At 61.9% G+C, this 14,661-nt stretch carries 17 protein-coding genes; 7 read left to right on the top strand and 10 right to left on the bottom strand.

Annotated features, from left to right (window positions below; all coding sequences use genetic code 11):
* Positions 1-126 precede the first annotated feature (126 nt).
* From K3555_RS15460 to K3555_RS15450, 3 genes are all read right to left on the bottom strand, one after another.
* On the bottom strand, positions 127-2,502 hold the full coding sequence (locus tag K3555_RS15460; RefSeq protein WP_260006119.1) for a response regulator: 2,376 nt from the start codon (positions 2,500-2,502) through the stop codon (positions 127-129).
* A 25-nt stretch (positions 2,503-2,527) separates the two neighbouring features.
* On the bottom strand, positions 2,528-3,529 hold the full coding sequence (locus tag K3555_RS15455; protein WP_260006118.1) for a cytochrome-c peroxidase: 1,002 nt from the start codon (positions 3,527-3,529) through the stop codon (positions 2,528-2,530).
* Between the two features lie 107 nt (positions 3,530-3,636).
* Positions 3,637-4,845 (bottom strand): NnrS family protein, encoded by a 1,209-nt coding sequence (locus tag K3555_RS15450; RefSeq protein ID WP_260006117.1) that lies wholly within the window; start codon positions 4,843-4,845, stop codon positions 3,637-3,639.
* A gap of 241 nt (positions 4,846-5,086) precedes the next feature.
* Between K3555_RS15450 and K3555_RS15445 the strand changes: the two genes are divergently transcribed.
* Positions 5,087-5,782 (top strand): Crp/Fnr family transcriptional regulator, encoded by a 696-nt coding sequence (locus K3555_RS15445; RefSeq protein WP_260006116.1) that lies wholly within the window; start codon positions 5,087-5,089, stop codon positions 5,780-5,782.
* Positions 5,783-5,997: 215 nt separating this feature from the next.
* Here the strand turns inward: K3555_RS15445 and K3555_RS15440 are convergent, their stop codons facing one another.
* The 4 genes from K3555_RS15440 to K3555_RS15425 all read right to left on the bottom strand — a co-directional run bounded on the left by K3555_RS15440 (position 5,998) and on the right by K3555_RS15425 (position 7,271).
* Positions 5,998-6,192 (bottom strand): hypothetical protein, encoded by a 195-nt coding sequence (locus K3555_RS15440; RefSeq protein WP_259986771.1) that lies wholly within the window; start codon positions 6,190-6,192, stop codon positions 5,998-6,000.
* Positions 6,193-6,303: 111 nt separating this feature from the next.
* On the bottom strand, positions 6,304-6,534 hold the full coding sequence (locus K3555_RS15435) for a DUF982 domain-containing protein (RefSeq protein WP_260006115.1): 231 nt from the start codon (positions 6,532-6,534) through the stop codon (positions 6,304-6,306).
* 141 nt (positions 6,535-6,675) lie between these two features.
* Positions 6,676-6,882: a cold-shock protein gene (locus K3555_RS15430; protein WP_129371830.1), complete on the bottom strand. Its 207-nt coding sequence runs from the start codon at positions 6,880-6,882 to the stop codon at positions 6,676-6,678.
* 176 nt (positions 6,883-7,058) lie between these two features.
* On the bottom strand, positions 7,059-7,271 hold the full coding sequence (locus K3555_RS15425) for a hypothetical protein (RefSeq protein WP_260006114.1): 213 nt from the start codon (positions 7,269-7,271) through the stop codon (positions 7,059-7,061).
* Positions 7,272-7,395: 124 nt separating this feature from the next.
* Here K3555_RS15425 and K3555_RS15420 point away from each other — a divergent pair, with 124 nt between their 5' ends.
* From K3555_RS15420 to K3555_RS15395, 6 genes are read left to right on the top strand one after another with little or no spacing between them, the layout of a single operon-like run.
* Positions 7,396-7,848: a cytochrome c gene (locus tag K3555_RS15420; RefSeq protein ID WP_259997517.1), complete on the top strand. Its 453-nt coding sequence runs from the start codon at positions 7,396-7,398 to the stop codon at positions 7,846-7,848.
* 12 nt (positions 7,849-7,860) lie between these two features.
* Complete coding sequence (locus tag K3555_RS15415) at positions 7,861-9,204, top strand: cbb3-type cytochrome c oxidase subunit I (RefSeq protein ID WP_259997519.1); 1,344 nt, start codon at positions 7,861-7,863, stop codon at positions 9,202-9,204.
* A gap of 3 nt (positions 9,205-9,207) precedes the next feature.
* Positions 9,208-10,002, top strand: a complete 795-nt coding sequence (locus tag K3555_RS15410) for a CbbQ/NirQ/NorQ/GpvN family protein (RefSeq protein WP_129371826.1) — start codon at positions 9,208-9,210, stop codon at positions 10,000-10,002.
* A gap of 4 nt (positions 10,003-10,006) precedes the next feature.
* On the top strand, positions 10,007-11,884 hold the full coding sequence (locus tag K3555_RS15405; protein ID WP_260006113.1) for a nitric oxide reductase activation protein NorD: 1,878 nt from the start codon (positions 10,007-10,009) through the stop codon (positions 11,882-11,884).
* A 1-nt stretch (position 11,885) separates the two neighbouring features.
* Complete coding sequence (locus K3555_RS15400; protein WP_260006112.1) at positions 11,886-12,059, top strand: hypothetical protein; 174 nt, start codon at positions 11,886-11,888, stop codon at positions 12,057-12,059.
* A complete protein-coding gene (locus tag K3555_RS15395; protein ID WP_260006108.1) occupies positions 12,056-12,280 on the top strand; it encodes an NnrT protein in 225 nt (74 codons plus the stop codon). Before K3555_RS15400 ends, K3555_RS15395 begins: the two co-directional genes overlap by 4 nt.
* A gap of 120 nt (positions 12,281-12,400) precedes the next feature.
* On the opposite strand, the gene K3555_RS15390 is transcribed toward K3555_RS15395, so the two are convergent.
* From K3555_RS15390 to K3555_RS15380, 3 genes are all read right to left on the bottom strand, one after another.
* A complete protein-coding gene (locus K3555_RS15390; protein ID WP_129371822.1) occupies positions 12,401-12,649 on the bottom strand; it encodes an EF-hand domain-containing protein in 249 nt (82 codons plus the stop codon).
* Between the two features lie 402 nt (positions 12,650-13,051).
* The gene (locus tag K3555_RS15385; RefSeq protein ID WP_260006107.1) at positions 13,052-14,194 is read right to left on the bottom strand and encodes a M56 family metallopeptidase; all 1,143 of its coding nucleotides are present in this window, start codon (positions 14,192-14,194) and stop codon (positions 13,052-13,054) included.
* Complete coding sequence (locus K3555_RS15380; protein ID WP_259986763.1) at positions 14,184-14,600, bottom strand: BlaI/MecI/CopY family transcriptional regulator; 417 nt, start codon at positions 14,598-14,600, stop codon at positions 14,184-14,186. The genes K3555_RS15385 and K3555_RS15380 overlap by 11 nt, the downstream gene beginning before the upstream one ends.
* Positions 14,601-14,661 lie beyond the last annotated feature (61 nt).

The raw sequence follows: 14,661 nt of genomic DNA, 5'->3' as shown, positions 1-14,661 counted from the left end.
CAAACCGGGGCACAGACAGGCGCCCACTATATCACGAATTAGTGTGATTTTGTGTATTGTCGTGATTTTCATGGCGGATCAGCGCCATTGCGTCACAGGTAAAGCAAAAGGTTGGGACTCTGCGTGTCAGGCTTGCCGGGCCTGCAGCGTTGCATCAGTGGCAGACGGCGTATCAGTCCACTTGGCAATTTGTTCCAGCAGCAGCTGCTTGCGCATCGGCTTGGAAAGAAACTCAACCATGCCTGCGGCGCGGCAGGCCGCTTCGTCGGTGCTCAGCACATTGGCGGTCAGCGCAAGGACCGGGCAGGGCGCCCGGCCGTTCTCCCGCTCCCAGGCCCGCAGGCGCCGGGTGGCTTCAAGGCCATCCATCACCGGCATCGACATGTCCATCAGCACCAGATCGAAACGTTGTGCGGTAAATGTATCCACGGCTTCTTGCCCATTGCTGCAAATGGTCAGCTGAATGCCGGTAGGGGCCAGCATTTTCTGCAAAACCAGTTGGTTGGTACGGTTGTCCTCTGCTGCCAGCAGGCGCAAGTGGCTGAATTGCCCGGCTGTCTGTCCGGCGCTTGGCAGCTCTGCGGCGGCCGGCAGAACACCAATGTTCAAGACCTCCCGCAGGGTCTGCAAAAGCAGTTTGTTTCGCGCCGGTTTCATCAGCACACGCAGAGTTTTGCATTCCTTCAGCACTTCATATTCGGCCAGCATCTGGCCGCCGGTGCAGAAAACGATCGGCATTTCCCTGCACCCTGGCAAACTGTGCAGGTTCCGGCACAGGCTTCTGGCTTGCTCCAGCGGCAGGCTGGTTTCAACCAGCACCAGATCCGGCTGCCGCTGTTCCGCAGCCATTGCGGCCACTTTTTCCAGCAGACCGTCCATGCCGTGAAGCGCGATTGTGTCTGCCCCCCAAAGAGCCAGCTGGCGCTGCCGCACGTCGCGGGCAAAGGCCAGATCCGCAGCCACAGCCACCAGTTTGCCCGCAAGCGGCCGGGAAAGGGCGGACGCCGGAGCCGCAACCGGCAGCGTCAGGCAAACAGTGAAGCAAGACCCGGTGCCGGCCTCAGAGTTCACATCAATCCGCCCGCCCATGGCCTGCGCCAGGCGCGACGAGATCGCCAGGCCCAGACCGGTGCCCTCAAATCGCCGGGCGGTGGTGCTTTCGACCTGCTCGAAAGCGTGAAAGATTTGGCCGATGCTGCCTTCGGGGATGCCGACCCCGGTATCACGTACATCGATGCACAGAGGAATAGCATGGCTGGCGTCGTAGTTCAGGGTGATGCTGATGTAACCTTCCAGAGTGAACTTTACCGCGTTGCCCACCAAGTTCATCAGAATTTGCCGCACCCGGCCGCTGTCGCCGGTAAAGACGGCAGGCGTGTTCTCCGGAATGTCGATACAGATCTCCAGCCCCTTGGCGGATGCGCTGGGCGACATCAGCGTGGCGACGTCATAAATCACGTCGCGCAGGTTAAAGGGCTGCTCCAGCATCTGCTCTTTTCCGGCCTCCAGCTTGGAGAAATCGAGAATGTCGTTGACGATGCGCAACAGCGCCTCGGACGATGCCAGAATGGTGCCGGTGCAGGATTTCTGTTCAGATGTCAGGCTGGTTTCATTCAGCACTTCCGCCATCCCCAGAACCCCGTTGATTGGCGTACGGATCTCGTGGCTCATGGTTGCCAGGAAGCGGGATTTGGTCTCGGTGGCAGCTTCTGCCCGGGCTTTTTCCTGCTGCAACCGCTCGGCGATCCGCTTCTTTTCCACCAGACTGGTTTCCAGCGTATTCAGCGCCGCAAATACGGCAGAAATCTCACTTGCTTCCTGTGAAGGCGCAAATTGCTCGCGGCTTGCCAGCCGCCGCAGCTTGGAAGCCGCCAATTGCATCGCGCTTGAGACTGCATGCGCCTTGCGAATGGCAAAAATCAGTGCCGCAAGCATAAGCAGTGCGGTGCCGGTCAGCCCCAGAACAAAAATACGGGACAACGCCCGGTTCGCCGCCGCAACGGCCTGTTCCGCATGCACAGCCGCCAGGCCGGTCACGGTGGCAGCTTGCCGGGTAACCGCCTCGCTGCTCATCATCAATGTGCTTAGAGTGGGAATGTCCTTTGCAGGTTTGATGCCCAAAAGCACAACCGCCAATTCGCACCACTCTGTCAGCGTATGATTCAGGGTTTCAGCCTCGGCCCGCAGCGGCCCAGGCAGCGGTTGCTTCAGCAAGGCGCTGAGATCGCTGTTGATTTCATTGAGGTAAGATTGAAACTGGCTGGCCACTTCTTCCTGCGGGATCAGCCGCGTCATCGCCAGAACGTCTTGGGCATAAACTTCGGCGGCCGTGATGCCGGTGCTGACGCCGCTGGCGCGCCGGGTCACCTCAAGCGAGGCTTCCAGCACCGCGTCTTTCCGGCTGGAGGCATACATCGCCATGCTGCCGATCAGCAGTGCCGCAAGCAGTGCCGCAACCGCAATCACCAGAACCGGCAGCACGGTGGACCGTTTGATATTCATAAGCGGGGACCCTCAGCCATGCGCATCAGTTCGCCGGCAGAATAGGGGTTGGCACATTGGTATCGGTATCCGTCAGCGTCTGCAGAAAGGCGATCAGGTCGGTGATTTCCTCTTCGGTGGCTAAAAAACCTTCGATATCCGGCGTCCGGGTTGCCTTGGCGCCGCCGCCGCCGGCATAGTGGCGGACCACCTCGCGCAACGAGGTGAGCGAACCGTCGTGCATGTACGGCGCCCGCAGAGCGATGTTGCGCAGTCCGGGGGTCTTGAAGCGGTAGTTCAGCTCCGGGTCCGGCGGTGTCAGGCCGCCGCCGCCAAGATCGGTTGTTTGAATTCCGATGTCATGCAGCTGGTTGTCCGTGAACATCCAGCCGGAATGACAAGACACGCAATTCGCCCGTCCGTTAAACAGTGCAAAGCCGCGTTTGGCGGACTCTGGCACTGCAGTTGCATCCCCGCTTACCCAGCGGTCGAAACTGGCCACGCCGCTGACAATCGTGCGCTGGTAGGTGGCGAGTGCGGTCAGGACGGTCTCCTTGCTGATCCCCCGCCCGGGGAACAGACGCTCGAACCAGGTTTTGTATTCATGTACCGCAGTCAGGCGGGCTGTGATGCCGTCAAAGGTTGCGTTCATCTCATCCGGAGCGGTGATCGGCCCAATGGCCTGCGCTTCCAGGCTGTCCGCGCGCCCGTCCCAGAACAGCGGGGTGATCCAGGCCGCGTTCAGGAGTGTCGGCGCATGGCGGCGCACGGGTTTGTTTGCCGCGCCAATAGCTTTGGGCACCGGGGTTTCCCAACCGAAAGAAGGGTTGTGGCAGCTTGAGCAGCTGATGTTCTGGCCGCCGGACAGGCGCGGATCAAAGAACAGCATCTTGCCTAAGGTGGCAATTTCACGGCTGTAGGGCGCAGCTTCCGGGAATGGCACGGCAGCGGGCCGCTTGAATGCTTCAAGCCCGGCGGGTTGCGCCAGGCTCTGGACGGCCCATAGCAGCAGCGGCACTACAGCAGCGGCAGCAGCTTTCCACTGCATTTAGGACCTCCCCACACTATCCAAAGCCTAGTTACCCGGAATATCACTCTCTGAGAAGGCCGTTAAATTTGCGTAAGCTTTGCCGTCATTACGGCCTCATGTGTGCTCTAGGTCCGGTGCCCGGCCCGCGTTCCTGACACTTTCTTGGATCCCGCACGCCGGGTTGCCAGCCATGGCCCGGTTTTCAGCACCATCAGCGCAAACCCAGCGGTCCATAAACCTCCGGAAACGGTGATACCGGTCCAGCCCGCGGCCAGTTCAGTGCTGCCTGCAACCCGCAAAGCGGCAGACGCTATGACCAGTGCGAAGGCAGCGGTCAGAGCCGGGCCTGCAACCAGCGGCCTGCCGCTGTGGCCCATGGTGGCGCGCATCATGACGGCCAATGTCATGCCGCCAACGGCGCCGATACCCAGGATATGCGCGGCTGCGGCGGGTTCGAGCAAGCCAAATGGCACTGCCGCGGCGGCAATCAGCCCTGCAGGCACCAGCGCATAGGCCGCATGCAGCATGAACAGCAGCGGCTCACCCAGGCTGGCCAGCCCGCACCAGCGTGCCAATCGCAAGACGTGCAGCAGCCCGGCAGCCAATAACAGCACACCGCTGACGGCAGCCCAGGGCGCTGCGGTCCAGGCGAGCAAAGCGGCAGCTCCCGACGCGAGGGTCACGGCATCGAATTTGCCGAATGGGACCGGCATCTTCTCTGCGCCGTGCTTGGCCAGCCAATTGCGGGTAAAACTGGGGATGATCCGCCCGCCGATCAGCATGATCAGAAAGATCAGCACGGCAATTCCCAAACGGCGCGAGATATCAGCCGCCCCCTCGGTCATCGCCTCAATATGGAAGCAGGCATTGGCCACCCCCAGCAGGGTGATCGGCACCAGAACCTTGAGGTTGCGCCAGTTCTCACCCGCGATGATTTCGCGCGCGATCATCACAACCACAGCGGCCAGAAAGGCGCAGTCCGCAACCATCACCCCAAGCGCCGGCAGCCCCAGCCAGCCGGCAGCGGCGATCCGGCCCAGCAGCCAAAGGCCTGAAACCAGCGCCAGCGGCCAGCCGCGCGCCGGCATCCGCCCGGTCCAGTTGGGCACGGCAGTGAACAGGAAACCCGCCACGACCGCCGCGCCGTAGCCAAAGATCATCTCATGAATGTGCCAGTCGGTTGGCAGAAACGGTCCGCTGTACTCCAGCGTGCCCTGCCAGATCAGCAGCCAGGCGGGGATCGCCAGCAGGGCAAACAGGCAGGCCCCAAGAAAGAACGGCCTGAAGCCAAAGGAAAAAAGGACGGGTCCAGAATAGTCGGTTCGCGCAGCCATTTCGGCCTCCAAGTGTCCAATCAAAGAAAGGCGGGCGGCACTGGTCAGGTGCCGCCCGCCGGTTCAGCGCAAGGGACGCAATCTTTCGCCGAACCCCGTGGATCAGCACCGGCGGGCAGGGAGGAGGGAGGCTCCCCCAATTCCGGGTTCCCGTTTTTCCCGCACGGTTGTTTCCTCTGGCGTCACTATGCGATAACGGCAGGGTCATCTCTTTGTCCTTCAGCAAACTTGCGGTGCATTCTTGTCCAAGCTCGACGAAAGCCTCCTGACCGGGCTGCCGCCCTTCAGCCTCCTGGAGCGCGGCCAGATCCGCGAGATCCTCGATCAAGCACTGCCCAAGCGCTATGACGAGGGCAATGAGGTTTTTCACGAAGGCCATGACGCCGACCGCTTCCACCTGCTGCTGGACGGTTACATCCGTGTTGTGAAAACCACCGAGGGCGGCGAGCAGATCATCGCGCTGCATATCTCGCCGGGCCAGCTGTTCGGCATTGCGCCCGCGCTGAACCGCGACACCTATCCGGCGACGGCTGTGGCGGCTTCGGAATCGCTGGCGCTGTCCTGGCCGGTGCGGCTGTGGGGCGAGTTCACCGCCAAGTACCAGGGCTTTGCCACCGAGAGCTACAGCACCCTGGGCCAGCGGTTGGGCGAGATGCAGACGCGGATCACCGAACTGGCGACGCAAGCGGTGGAGCAACGGGTGGCGGCGGCGCTGCTGCGGATGGTGACCCAGTCGGGCCGCAAGGTGGAGGAGGGGATCGAGATCGCTTTTCCAGTGACCCGCCGCAACATCTCCGAGATGACCGGCACCACGCTGCACACCGTCAGCCGCCTGCTGTCGGCCTGGGAGAAGGACGGCATCGTTCATTCCACCCGCAAGCATATCGTTGTCACCGACCCGCACCGGCTGGTGGTCCTGAGCGGCGCGCAGGGGTAGGGGCGGCTGAAAAACCGGGAGGTGTCCCGCTGGCAGCGCAGGCAACTTTTAGGGCAAGAGGCCGGAACGCCAAGCGGGGAAGGTTTCGTTGGTGCGCAGGCAAACTGCACCCAGAAACTGCACAGGCCATTCGCTGCGATTGCCGCCCTGACCGGCCTGTGGGCGGGCTATGCCCAGTGTTCAGCAGGCACGAGCCTTCTTGACCGGTGTCTTCATTATTGAGTGTCTTCGGGCTGCTGACTACCGTGCTCATATTGAAGCCGGGTCCGTTTAAGGCGCTCAATTTTTCTGCGCCGAAGCTCGTTTTCGTCGTCGAGGATTTCACGCGCTGCACGTGAGGTCTTTTCGATCGCTGTTTCCTTGCGGGATAATCCGGCCAGGCCCAGCCCCTCGATTTTCAGCTTAGTCATGTTGTCACTCTTACTGGTTTGATTTCGGGGCAGGGTTTACACTCGCGGGCGAACGCTCAGCTTCGGCTGTTTCTCTGCTGCGGCAGGAACCGATGCGTGAGGCGCGGCGATCTAAGCAGCAGCAAGGGTTTCCGGGTGAAACCCAGCAGTGTCAACAGCAGAGAGGAAAGCTGCGCGTGCGGCGCCGACGGGGGCGAGACAGTCCATGACGGCATCAATTTTCTCAAGCGCAATGTTTCTGTTGCGATCGGAAACCGGCCAGGCTTTCTGCAGCCAGAAGTGGGCTTGTTCAATCGTCGAGATTTTTTGTGTCCGGCCTTCCGAGGGCAGGAAAATGGTCATGGGAGAACCCCAAGAGATTTCTATCAAGTTTGTTCTTTCGGTAATTTTGGAAGGAACCGCATCTGCAGGTTAAACAGGGCAGATGCAGGAAACGGGGGCATCGCAAGAATGCTCCCGTCAATAGTTCATGCCTGCAAAGGCTTACGCAAGCGCAAGGTTGCTGGCGGACTCACGTCCGTCGCGGCCGCTTTCGATGTCGAAAGTCACGGCTTGGCCATCGTCAAGCTGCTGGATGCCGGCGCGTTCCAAAGCGGAAATGTGGACAAAGATGTCCCGCGATCCCTGCTCGGGCGCGATGAAACCAAAACCTTTTTGCGAGTTGAACCATTTCACGGTGCCATTGGCCATCGTGTCGTCTCCTTAATAAATGCCATCCGCAACACGCGATAGCCCGGCCCAGTGTCGACATAGGAACAACTGGGGCCGTTAGGAAACAGAAGGTCTAAGAAGAAGCTTTGCTGGACCGAGATGGGGTATGCGATCCATGATTGCAAGAGAACAGCAGCGATATCTTGAAAATAGTTTTATTTGGCTCCCATCACCCCCCGCAACTGCTCCCGAAAATCCATCTCCTCCAGCCCGTATTCCTCACAGGCGTCGATCAGTGTGTGAAAGGGGGCGATCGGGCAGCCGGGGCAGATCATCTGGCGGCGCATGAACTCAGCCGCGCAGGCGGGCCAGTGATGAAACAGGTCTGACAGGGGCAAATCCGGATTGTCGAAATCGGGGCGTCGCATGGCGTGTCCTCCTTTTCTTGCATCTTGCGTGCAGCAATGGGTCCGGTCTTTGCGCTTTAACAACATACGCGGCGGTGCGCGGGTTTAGGCAGACCCTATCCGCAACTGTACTCAGGACCGCGATATGTCAGAGATACTTACCAAGTCGCGGGCCAGGAACGTGTTCTACGGGGGCTCCTTGTTCTTCGTTGTCGTGTTCGTGGCCATGACCGCGCACAGCCACCGCTACATCGTCAAGACATCCACTGCTGGCATGGAACTGACCGACGCGGTGCGGCTGGGAAAACATGTGTGGGAGCGTCACTCCTGCATCAATTGTCACACCCTGCATGGCGAGGGCGCCTATTTCGCCCCTGAAGTCGGCAATGTGATGACCCGCTGGGGCGTGCTGGACGAACCCGAGGACGCCTATGAAATGCTGAACGGCTGGATGGAAGCCCAGCCGTCCGGTGTCGAGGGCCGCCGTCAGATGCCGCATTTCGATATCACCGAGGAAGAAATGCGCGGCCTTTCTGAATTCCTGCGCTGGGCGGATCAGACCGATACCCAGAACTGGCCTCCGAATGACGCGGGCTGAGGGAGAAAAACAATGAAGTATCAATCACAAAAGGTGGCCTATGCCTATTTCATGGTGGCAATGGGCCTGTTTGCAATCCAGGTCCTTGGCGGGCTTTTGGCCGGCTGGATCTATGTCTGGCCCAACACACTGAGCGAGCTGCTGCCCTTCAACATCGTGCGGATGCTGCACACCAACGCGCTGATCGTCTGGCTGCTGCTGGGCTTCTTCGGTGCTGCCTATTACCTGGTGCCGGAAGAATCCGAGCGTGAGCTGTTCTCAGTCAAGCTGGCCTATATCCAACTGGCCATTCTTGTCGTCGGCACCCTGGGCGCGGTCGGATCTTACCTCGTCGGCATCCACGGCGGGCGGGAGTTCCTGGAACAGCCCCTGTGGGTCAAGTTCGGCATTCTTGTTGCGGCGGTGATATTCCTCGTGAATATCTCCCTGACCGTGCTGGCGGGCCGCAAAACCGCGATCACCAACATCCTGCTGATGGGCCTGTGGCTGCTGTCGCTGTTGTGGGTCTTTGCCTTTATCAACCCGGACAACCTCAGCCTTGATAAAATGTACTGGTGGTTTGTTGTGCACCTCTGGGTGGAAGCCACCTGGGAACTGGTGATGGCCGCGATCCTTGGCTACCTGATGCTGAAACTGACCGGTGTGGACCGCGAAGTGGTGGAGAAATGGCTCTATGTCATCGTTGCCCTGGCGCTGTTCTCCGGCATCCTCGGCACGGGCCACCATTTCCTCTGGATCGGCACACCGGGTTACTGGCAGTGGGTCGGCTCGATCTTCTCAACCCTTGAAGTGATCCCGTTCTTCGCAATGATGAGCTTTGCCTTTGTCATGGTCTGGAAGGGCCGCAAGAACCACCCGAATAAGGCCGCACTTCTGTGGTCGCTGGGTGCTTCGACCGTGGCTTTCTTTGGCGCTGGCGTCTGGGGCTTTCTGCACACGCTGCACGGGGTGAACTACTATACCCATGGCACCCAGATCACCGCCGCCCACGGGCACCTCGCGTTCTACGGCGCCTATGTTGCGATGAACCTGGCGATGTTCACCTATGCAATGCCGCATCTGCGCAACCGCGATCCCTATAACCAGGTGCTGAACATGGCGTCCTTCTGGCTGATGACCGGCGGCATGGCCTTTATGACCTTCGTGCTGACTTTTGCCGGCACCATCCAGACCCACATGCAGCGCATTGTCGGCGACTATTACATGGATGTGCAGGACCAGCTGGGACTGTTCTACCTGATGCGCCTCGGCTCTGGCGTCGTGGTGGTCCTGGGCGCGCTCTTGTTCATCTACGCAACCGTCGTGGTCCGCCGCGAAGTCATCAAACCCGGCCCCGCGGCCGTACCGGGAGAGTAAGCCATGAACGCGATGAACATGCCTTCCGTGCCCTTCTACCGGCCAGCAGGCGATGAATGCACCGTCTTCGAGATGGCCCAAGCCAACGGTCTGCCCCTTCTTCTGAAGGGGCCGACCGGCTGCGGCAAGACGCGGTTTGTGGAACATATGGCTGCCCGTCTGGGCCTGCCGTTGCACACCGTTGCCTGCCACGATGACCTGTCCGCCGCCGACCTGATCGGGCGCTACCTGCTGAAAGGCGGCGAAACCGTCTGGGTTGACGGGCCGCTGACCCGCGCCGTGCGCGAGGGCGGCATCTGCTACCTGGATGAAGTGGTTGAGGCGCGCAAAGACGTGGCCGTGGTGCTGCACCCTTTGACCGACGACCGCCGCCGCCTGGTGATCGACCGCACCGGCGAGGAACTGTCAGCCCCAAAACCCTTCATGCTGGTCGCCAGCTACAACCCTGGCTACCAGAACATCCTGAAAAAGCTGAAACCTTCGACCCGGCAGCGGTTCCTGTCGATCAGCTTCGACTTCCCCGAAGCCACTGCCGAAACCGCCGTGGTTGCGTCTGAAAGCGGGTTGGACGCGGACCGTTCTGCCGCGCTGGTGCGGCTGGCGGGCCATATCCGCAAGCTGTCGGGCATGGATCTGGAGGAAGGGGTCTCCACCCGCCTGCTGATCTATGCCGCGACGCTGATTGCCAAAGGCATGAGCGTGGAGCGCGCGGTGGAGGCCGCCATCATCGAACCCCTCAGCGACGAGGCAGACGTGAGCCAAGCGCTGCGCGACCTCGCCGCCAGCGTCTACGGGTGATGCCATGATCCACGCTCTCGACCTTCTGGAACCCGAAGAAACGGTTGGCAACCTGTGGCACGGCATGGCCACACGGATCGGCGCCGCCGGGGACGAAGCGGAACACACCGTCCGGTTTGAGGACATGCGCGCCAGCCTGGCAGCGCTGTTCCGGGCGCTGGGCGGGGCCGGGGGCGTGGAAATCCAACCGGCGCCCTCGGTTCTGTCGGACCACCGTCCGGACCGGCTGCGCCGCATCGGCACTCCGCGGGAGATGACGCATATGGCCAGCTTCGACGGCGAGCGCCTGCGCCTGCCGCCGGAAATGGCTGCCTTCCCCAGCCGCGCGCTGAACCGCAAGGCTTATCTGTGGCTGGCGGCGATGGCCGCCACTATAGACCTGCCGGAACGCATTGAAGACCGCTATCAGGCCGACCAGCTGGAGATCGCGGCCAATGCCCGCGCGGCCGATAAGGTGTTTGCCGCCTGTCCGGGGCTGCGGTCGGCCTATGGCGCGTTCTGCGCCCATATTGCCGAAACCCGCAAGCGCAGCGGCCTGCCGCGGTCCGAGGCCCGGATTGAGCGGATGGTGCTGGACCAGATCGGTTCCGACTGCCGGATCGCCGAACCCTGCACTTGCACCGAACCGCGCGGTTACCGGACCTATCAGCCGGTGCCGTTCTGGCTGCGCCTGCCAGTGCCGCAGGCGGGCAGGGGGGCAGCGCCTGAGGCGGAAGAGATGAAAACCCCCGGCCTCGCCGTCTCCACCCGCAAAACGGCCAAACGGCAGGATCAGGACCAGACCACCCGCAAGGACAGTTTCATCGTCCACCGGTTTGAATCCATCCTGTCCTGGGCCGAAAGCCTGAACATCAACCGCATGGTGGATGATGACGACAACGAGAACGCCCAAAAAGCGGCAGAGGATCAGGATAACCTCACCCTCTCGCAGCATATGAAACGCGCGGCCTCGCGGTTGCGGATCTCGCTGGACCTGTCGCCGCAGGACGCCGAACACGAACGGCTGGCGGGCCAGTTCACCTATCCTGAATGGAACCACCGCCTAGGCAAGCACATGCCCGATCACACCCGTGTTCTGGAGGCCGAAGGCAAGCCCGCCGACAGCTTCCAGCCTGACCCCAAACTTGTCGCCCGCGTGCGCCGCCAGTTCGCGCCTTTGCACCCGCGCCGGGTGATGCTGCCGCGGCAGCTGGACGGCGATGAGCTGGACCTTGAGGCGGTGGTGAAATCCCACGTCGACCTCGCCTGCGGCCAGCAGGGCAGCGACCGGGTCTGGCAGGCCAGCCGCCCGATGGCCCGCGATCTCAGCGTGGCGGTGCTGATGGACTGCTCCCGCTCCACCGAGGCCACTGTCGGCGACCGCCCGGTGATTGAGACGGCGCGGGAATCCCTTGCTGCCCTGGCAGGCGGCATTGCCACTGCGGGCGACCGGCTGGGCATCTGGGGGTTTTCCTCCCTGCGCCGTGACCGGGTGTTCCTGACCCGCGCCAAAGGGTTCGAGGATCCGATGTCCGAGGCGGTAACCGCCCGCATCGGCGGCTTCAAACCCGGCCACTACACAAGGCTCGGCGCCGCCATCCGCCATGCCTCCGCCCAATTGGCCGAAGAAGGCGCCGAACGCCGCCTGCTGCTGGTGCTGACCGATGGCAAGCCCAACGACCTGGACCATTACGAAGGCGTTCACGGCATCGAGGACAGCCGCATGGCGGTGCGCGAGGCGCGCGCCCTGGGCCAATCGGTGCATGGTGTGGTGATCGACGCCGACGGGCAGGACTGGTTTGCCCGCATCTTTGGCCGCGCCGGTTTCACCCTGCTGCCCGACCCGGCCCGGCTGCCGCGCGCCTTGCCGGAAATTTATCAATCCCTGACCACGGAGCACTGAGATGAAACGCTTCTTTGCCCTCGCCCTGCTGGCCCCTTCCAGCGCCTTTGCCGCCGGTTTCGAGCGCCCGATCCCGCAGCCGCAGACAGAAATGGCGGAATTCTGGTTCCTGGCCGCTTCCATCGCACTGATCATCAGCCTTGGCGTGGTGCAATACCTGGTGAGCCGGCGATGACACCGCAGCCCTCCTGGCGGCTGCTGGCAGCGCTTTACCCGTTCGGCGCGGGTGCTGCGGCAGTCAACATCTTCTTTGCCTCGCTGATAGGCAGCTGGATCGGCTGGCGGGTGCTCAGCCCCTATGAAGCGGTCGCCTGGGGGCTGCTGCTGGGCCTGCCCGCCACATTTATCTTCGCCCGCCACATTGCCCGCCTGATGCAACAGGCTGATAAGGGCTAAACAGCATCATCCCACGTAAAAGGCCCCGCAACGCGGGGCCGTGTCACCATTTAACAGTGGGGGAGACACAAAGTGGCAAGGCGGCCCGGTTTCGGGGGGGAGAGCCGCCTTGCCGCGGGTTCAGCCGGCCGCTGCCAGCAGGCCGGCATCCGCCGCTGCCTTCACCTCGGCCAGGTCAGCCTCGCCATCAGCATTGGCGTCGATGGTGGCAAAGGTTTCTGCAGTCAGATCAGGAAACGCCACCTGCAGCTCTTCCAGCGAATAGGTGCCATTGCCGTCCACGTCGGCCTCGGTGATGGATTCCATTGCGGCCAGCGGCGCAGCGGTCAGAACAGCAAAGGCGGCGGCGGTCAGTGCGAATTTTTTCATGTGAGACACTCCATTCGTTTGTTTGGTTCGTTACCAGCGGCCACGGTGTTCCGTGTGCCGTGGCATAGAGCTAGGCCGCCGCAGGGCCAGGTTCTATCCCCTTGAGCCATAGGCGCAATTTCCGGCGCCGGACTGCCTGAACACGCCTGTGCCTTAGGCGCTTTGCCGCCCTGGATTGTTCCTGGTCCTTTCTCCGCTCAAGCGCCGGGGCCGCTCCTGCAGAAATCTGCCTGTGCCGGCTGTGATGCCTGTTCGCGTCTTGAAATCTAAGAGCGGGGAACTGCCGTGCCCTGTCTGGGACGGGGGCGCCAAGCAACCGTGGCCGGGCACTAAATGCCGAACAGGCAGTGCATTTCTGAAATGTTGGACGGCTGTACCTGGCCGGAACCGGAAACCGGCTGCTTACTGGGCGGGGACAGCAAAACCGCCGTTCAGCGCGCTGACGGCAAGTGCAGGTGACGTGCTGCGGCTGGCCATGCGTTCCAGGTTGACGATGGTCGACAGCATGATGCGGTCATGGCTCCAGTCGCTGGGACGCTGCAGCAGCATGGCTGTGGCCAGCACCGCCCCGGCCATGGTCAGGTACACCAGGCCCCAGCCCAGCGAGTTTTGCCCCTGCGGCTGAGCGGCAGTAACCGCAATGATACGGCGTTGCAGCGAGGCGCCGCGGCGGGTTTCGCGGCGGTCGACCAGGGCCACTGCCGGGCTGCGGCGGGTAAACAGGGCCGGGCCGCGGGCGGCATGGGCGCAGGCGCGGATCAGGCACTCGCAATAAGCACGAACCTCAAACCGGGGCCGTGCCATCAGCGCCTGATCGCAGGCAAACTCGCGCAGCAGCCGCACCTCGTGCCGCCACAGATAAAACGCCGGATTCCAGAACAGCAGCGGGCGCAGCATCTCCAGCAGGAACTCGCATTCGATATCCCGCTGGCGGAAGTGCTGCAGCTCATGCGCAACGGTCAGGCGCAGATCGCGCGGATCGCTCAGCAGAGCCGAAGGCAGCACCACATAGCGGCAAAACAGACCGCGGGTGGAATAGGCAACGCGGACTGTGTCGGAGACCATCAGCTGCACCCGGCCGATCCGTTTCCAGACAAAGGCGCAGCCCAGGTTCTGGCGCAGGCGGAAGATGGAAACGGCCACATGGGCGAGGCAGATCAGCGCTCCGGCTGCAAACGCGGCGGACAGGGCCTGGGCCCAAAACGGCTGCAGGCTGGTGAGGCCGCGCATGGCATCCTCACGCAAGCCCAGAAGCGACTCAAACGTGCCTGCGCTCATGCTGACATTGCCCTGCAAATACTGCGAGACCAGCATGTCGGAGAAATTCGGCGGATGGGGGGTGACGAAATGCGTGAAGGCAATGATCAGCACTGGCGTCGCGGCCAGCAGCACTGTCATTCCGTTCAGCAACCGCAATTGCGGCCGGTAAGCGCGGCCAAGTTTGCTGCGCGCCAGCAGCTTGCGGGCTAAGAGCCACAACGCAGCCCCTGCCAGCAGCAGGATATTCAGGTCAAAATAGGCATTCAGCAGAGCATCAGTTGGCATTGTCCCCCAGCCTTTCCTCCAAGAGCGCCCGCATCTCCTCGAGCATCTCGTCGGTCACATCCTCATCATCGACCAGCCGCGCCACCAATGCGGCGGGCGCGCCGTTGAAAAGCTTGCTCGAAAGGTTTTTCAGAGATGTTTTCTGATACTCTGCCTTGGGAACGACGGGGCGGTAAACCAAAGAGCGGTCCTTGCGCTCGCTGGTGAGGAAGCCCTTTTGCTCCATGATCTTCAGAACCGTGGCCACCGAGGTATAGGCGCGTTCCTGCACCTTGTTCAGCTTGGCCAGAATGTCGCGCACAGTGCCGCCGCCCATGTCCCAGACGGCGGTCATGAACTCCAGCTCCACTTCGGTCAGCAGGGAATTGTCGTGTTTCTTGCGCATTGCCTCGGCTGTCCGGCTCATTTGTTGGTTCCAGTCATGCTAGGGGAAGGGGAGGCTGGTGAAAACTATTTTTTTAGGAGAC

The sequence above is a fragment of the Leisingera sp. M527 genome (assembly GCF_025141525.1).
Taxonomy (GTDB): Bacteria; Pseudomonadota; Alphaproteobacteria; order Rhodobacterales; family Rhodobacteraceae; genus Leisingera.
This window is presented reverse-complemented; position numbering and strand designations above follow the sequence as displayed.

Bases quoted from the DNA above. Each gene is read 5' to 3' on its own strand.
- K3555_RS15460 (WP_260006119.1), bottom strand. From the start codon at position 2,502: ATGAATATCAAACGGTCCACCGTGCTGCCGGTTCTGGTGATTGCGGTT.
- K3555_RS15455 (WP_260006118.1), bottom strand. From the start codon at position 3,529: ATGCAGTGGAAAGCTGCTGCCGCTGCTGTAGTGCCGCTGCTGCTATGG.
- K3555_RS15450 (WP_260006117.1), bottom strand. From the start codon at position 4,845: ATGGCTGCGCGAACCGACTATTCTGGACCCGTCCTTTTTTCCTTTGGC.
- K3555_RS15440 (WP_259986771.1), bottom strand. From the start codon at position 6,192: ATGACTAAGCTGAAAATCGAGGGGCTGGGCCTGGCCGGATTATCCCGC.
- K3555_RS15435 (WP_260006115.1), bottom strand. From the start codon at position 6,534: ATGACCATTTTCCTGCCCTCGGAAGGCCGGACACAAAAAATCTCGACG.
- K3555_RS15430 (WP_129371830.1), bottom strand. From the start codon at position 6,882: ATGGCCAATGGCACCGTGAAATGGTTCAACTCGCAAAAAGGTTTTGGT.
- K3555_RS15425 (WP_260006114.1), bottom strand. From the start codon at position 7,271: ATGCGACGCCCCGATTTCGACAATCCGGATTTGCCCCTGTCAGACCTG.
- K3555_RS15420 (WP_259997517.1), top strand. From the start codon at position 7,396: ATGTCAGAGATACTTACCAAGTCGCGGGCCAGGAACGTGTTCTACGGG.
- K3555_RS15415 (WP_259997519.1), top strand. From the start codon at position 7,861: ATGAAGTATCAATCACAAAAGGTGGCCTATGCCTATTTCATGGTGGCA.
- K3555_RS15410 (WP_129371826.1), top strand. From the start codon at position 9,208: ATGAACGCGATGAACATGCCTTCCGTGCCCTTCTACCGGCCAGCAGGC.
- K3555_RS15405 (WP_260006113.1), top strand. From the start codon at position 10,007: ATGATCCACGCTCTCGACCTTCTGGAACCCGAAGAAACGGTTGGCAAC.
- K3555_RS15400 (WP_260006112.1), top strand. From the start codon at position 11,886: ATGAAACGCTTCTTTGCCCTCGCCCTGCTGGCCCCTTCCAGCGCCTTT.
- K3555_RS15395 (WP_260006108.1), top strand. From the start codon at position 12,056: ATGACACCGCAGCCCTCCTGGCGGCTGCTGGCAGCGCTTTACCCGTTC.
- K3555_RS15390 (WP_129371822.1), bottom strand. From the start codon at position 12,649: ATGAAAAAATTCGCACTGACCGCCGCCGCCTTTGCTGTTCTGACCGCT.
- K3555_RS15385 (WP_260006107.1), bottom strand. From the start codon at position 14,194: ATGCCAACTGATGCTCTGCTGAATGCCTATTTTGACCTGAATATCCTG.
- K3555_RS15380 (WP_259986763.1), bottom strand. From the start codon at position 14,600: ATGAGCCGGACAGCCGAGGCAATGCGCAAGAAACACGACAATTCCCTG.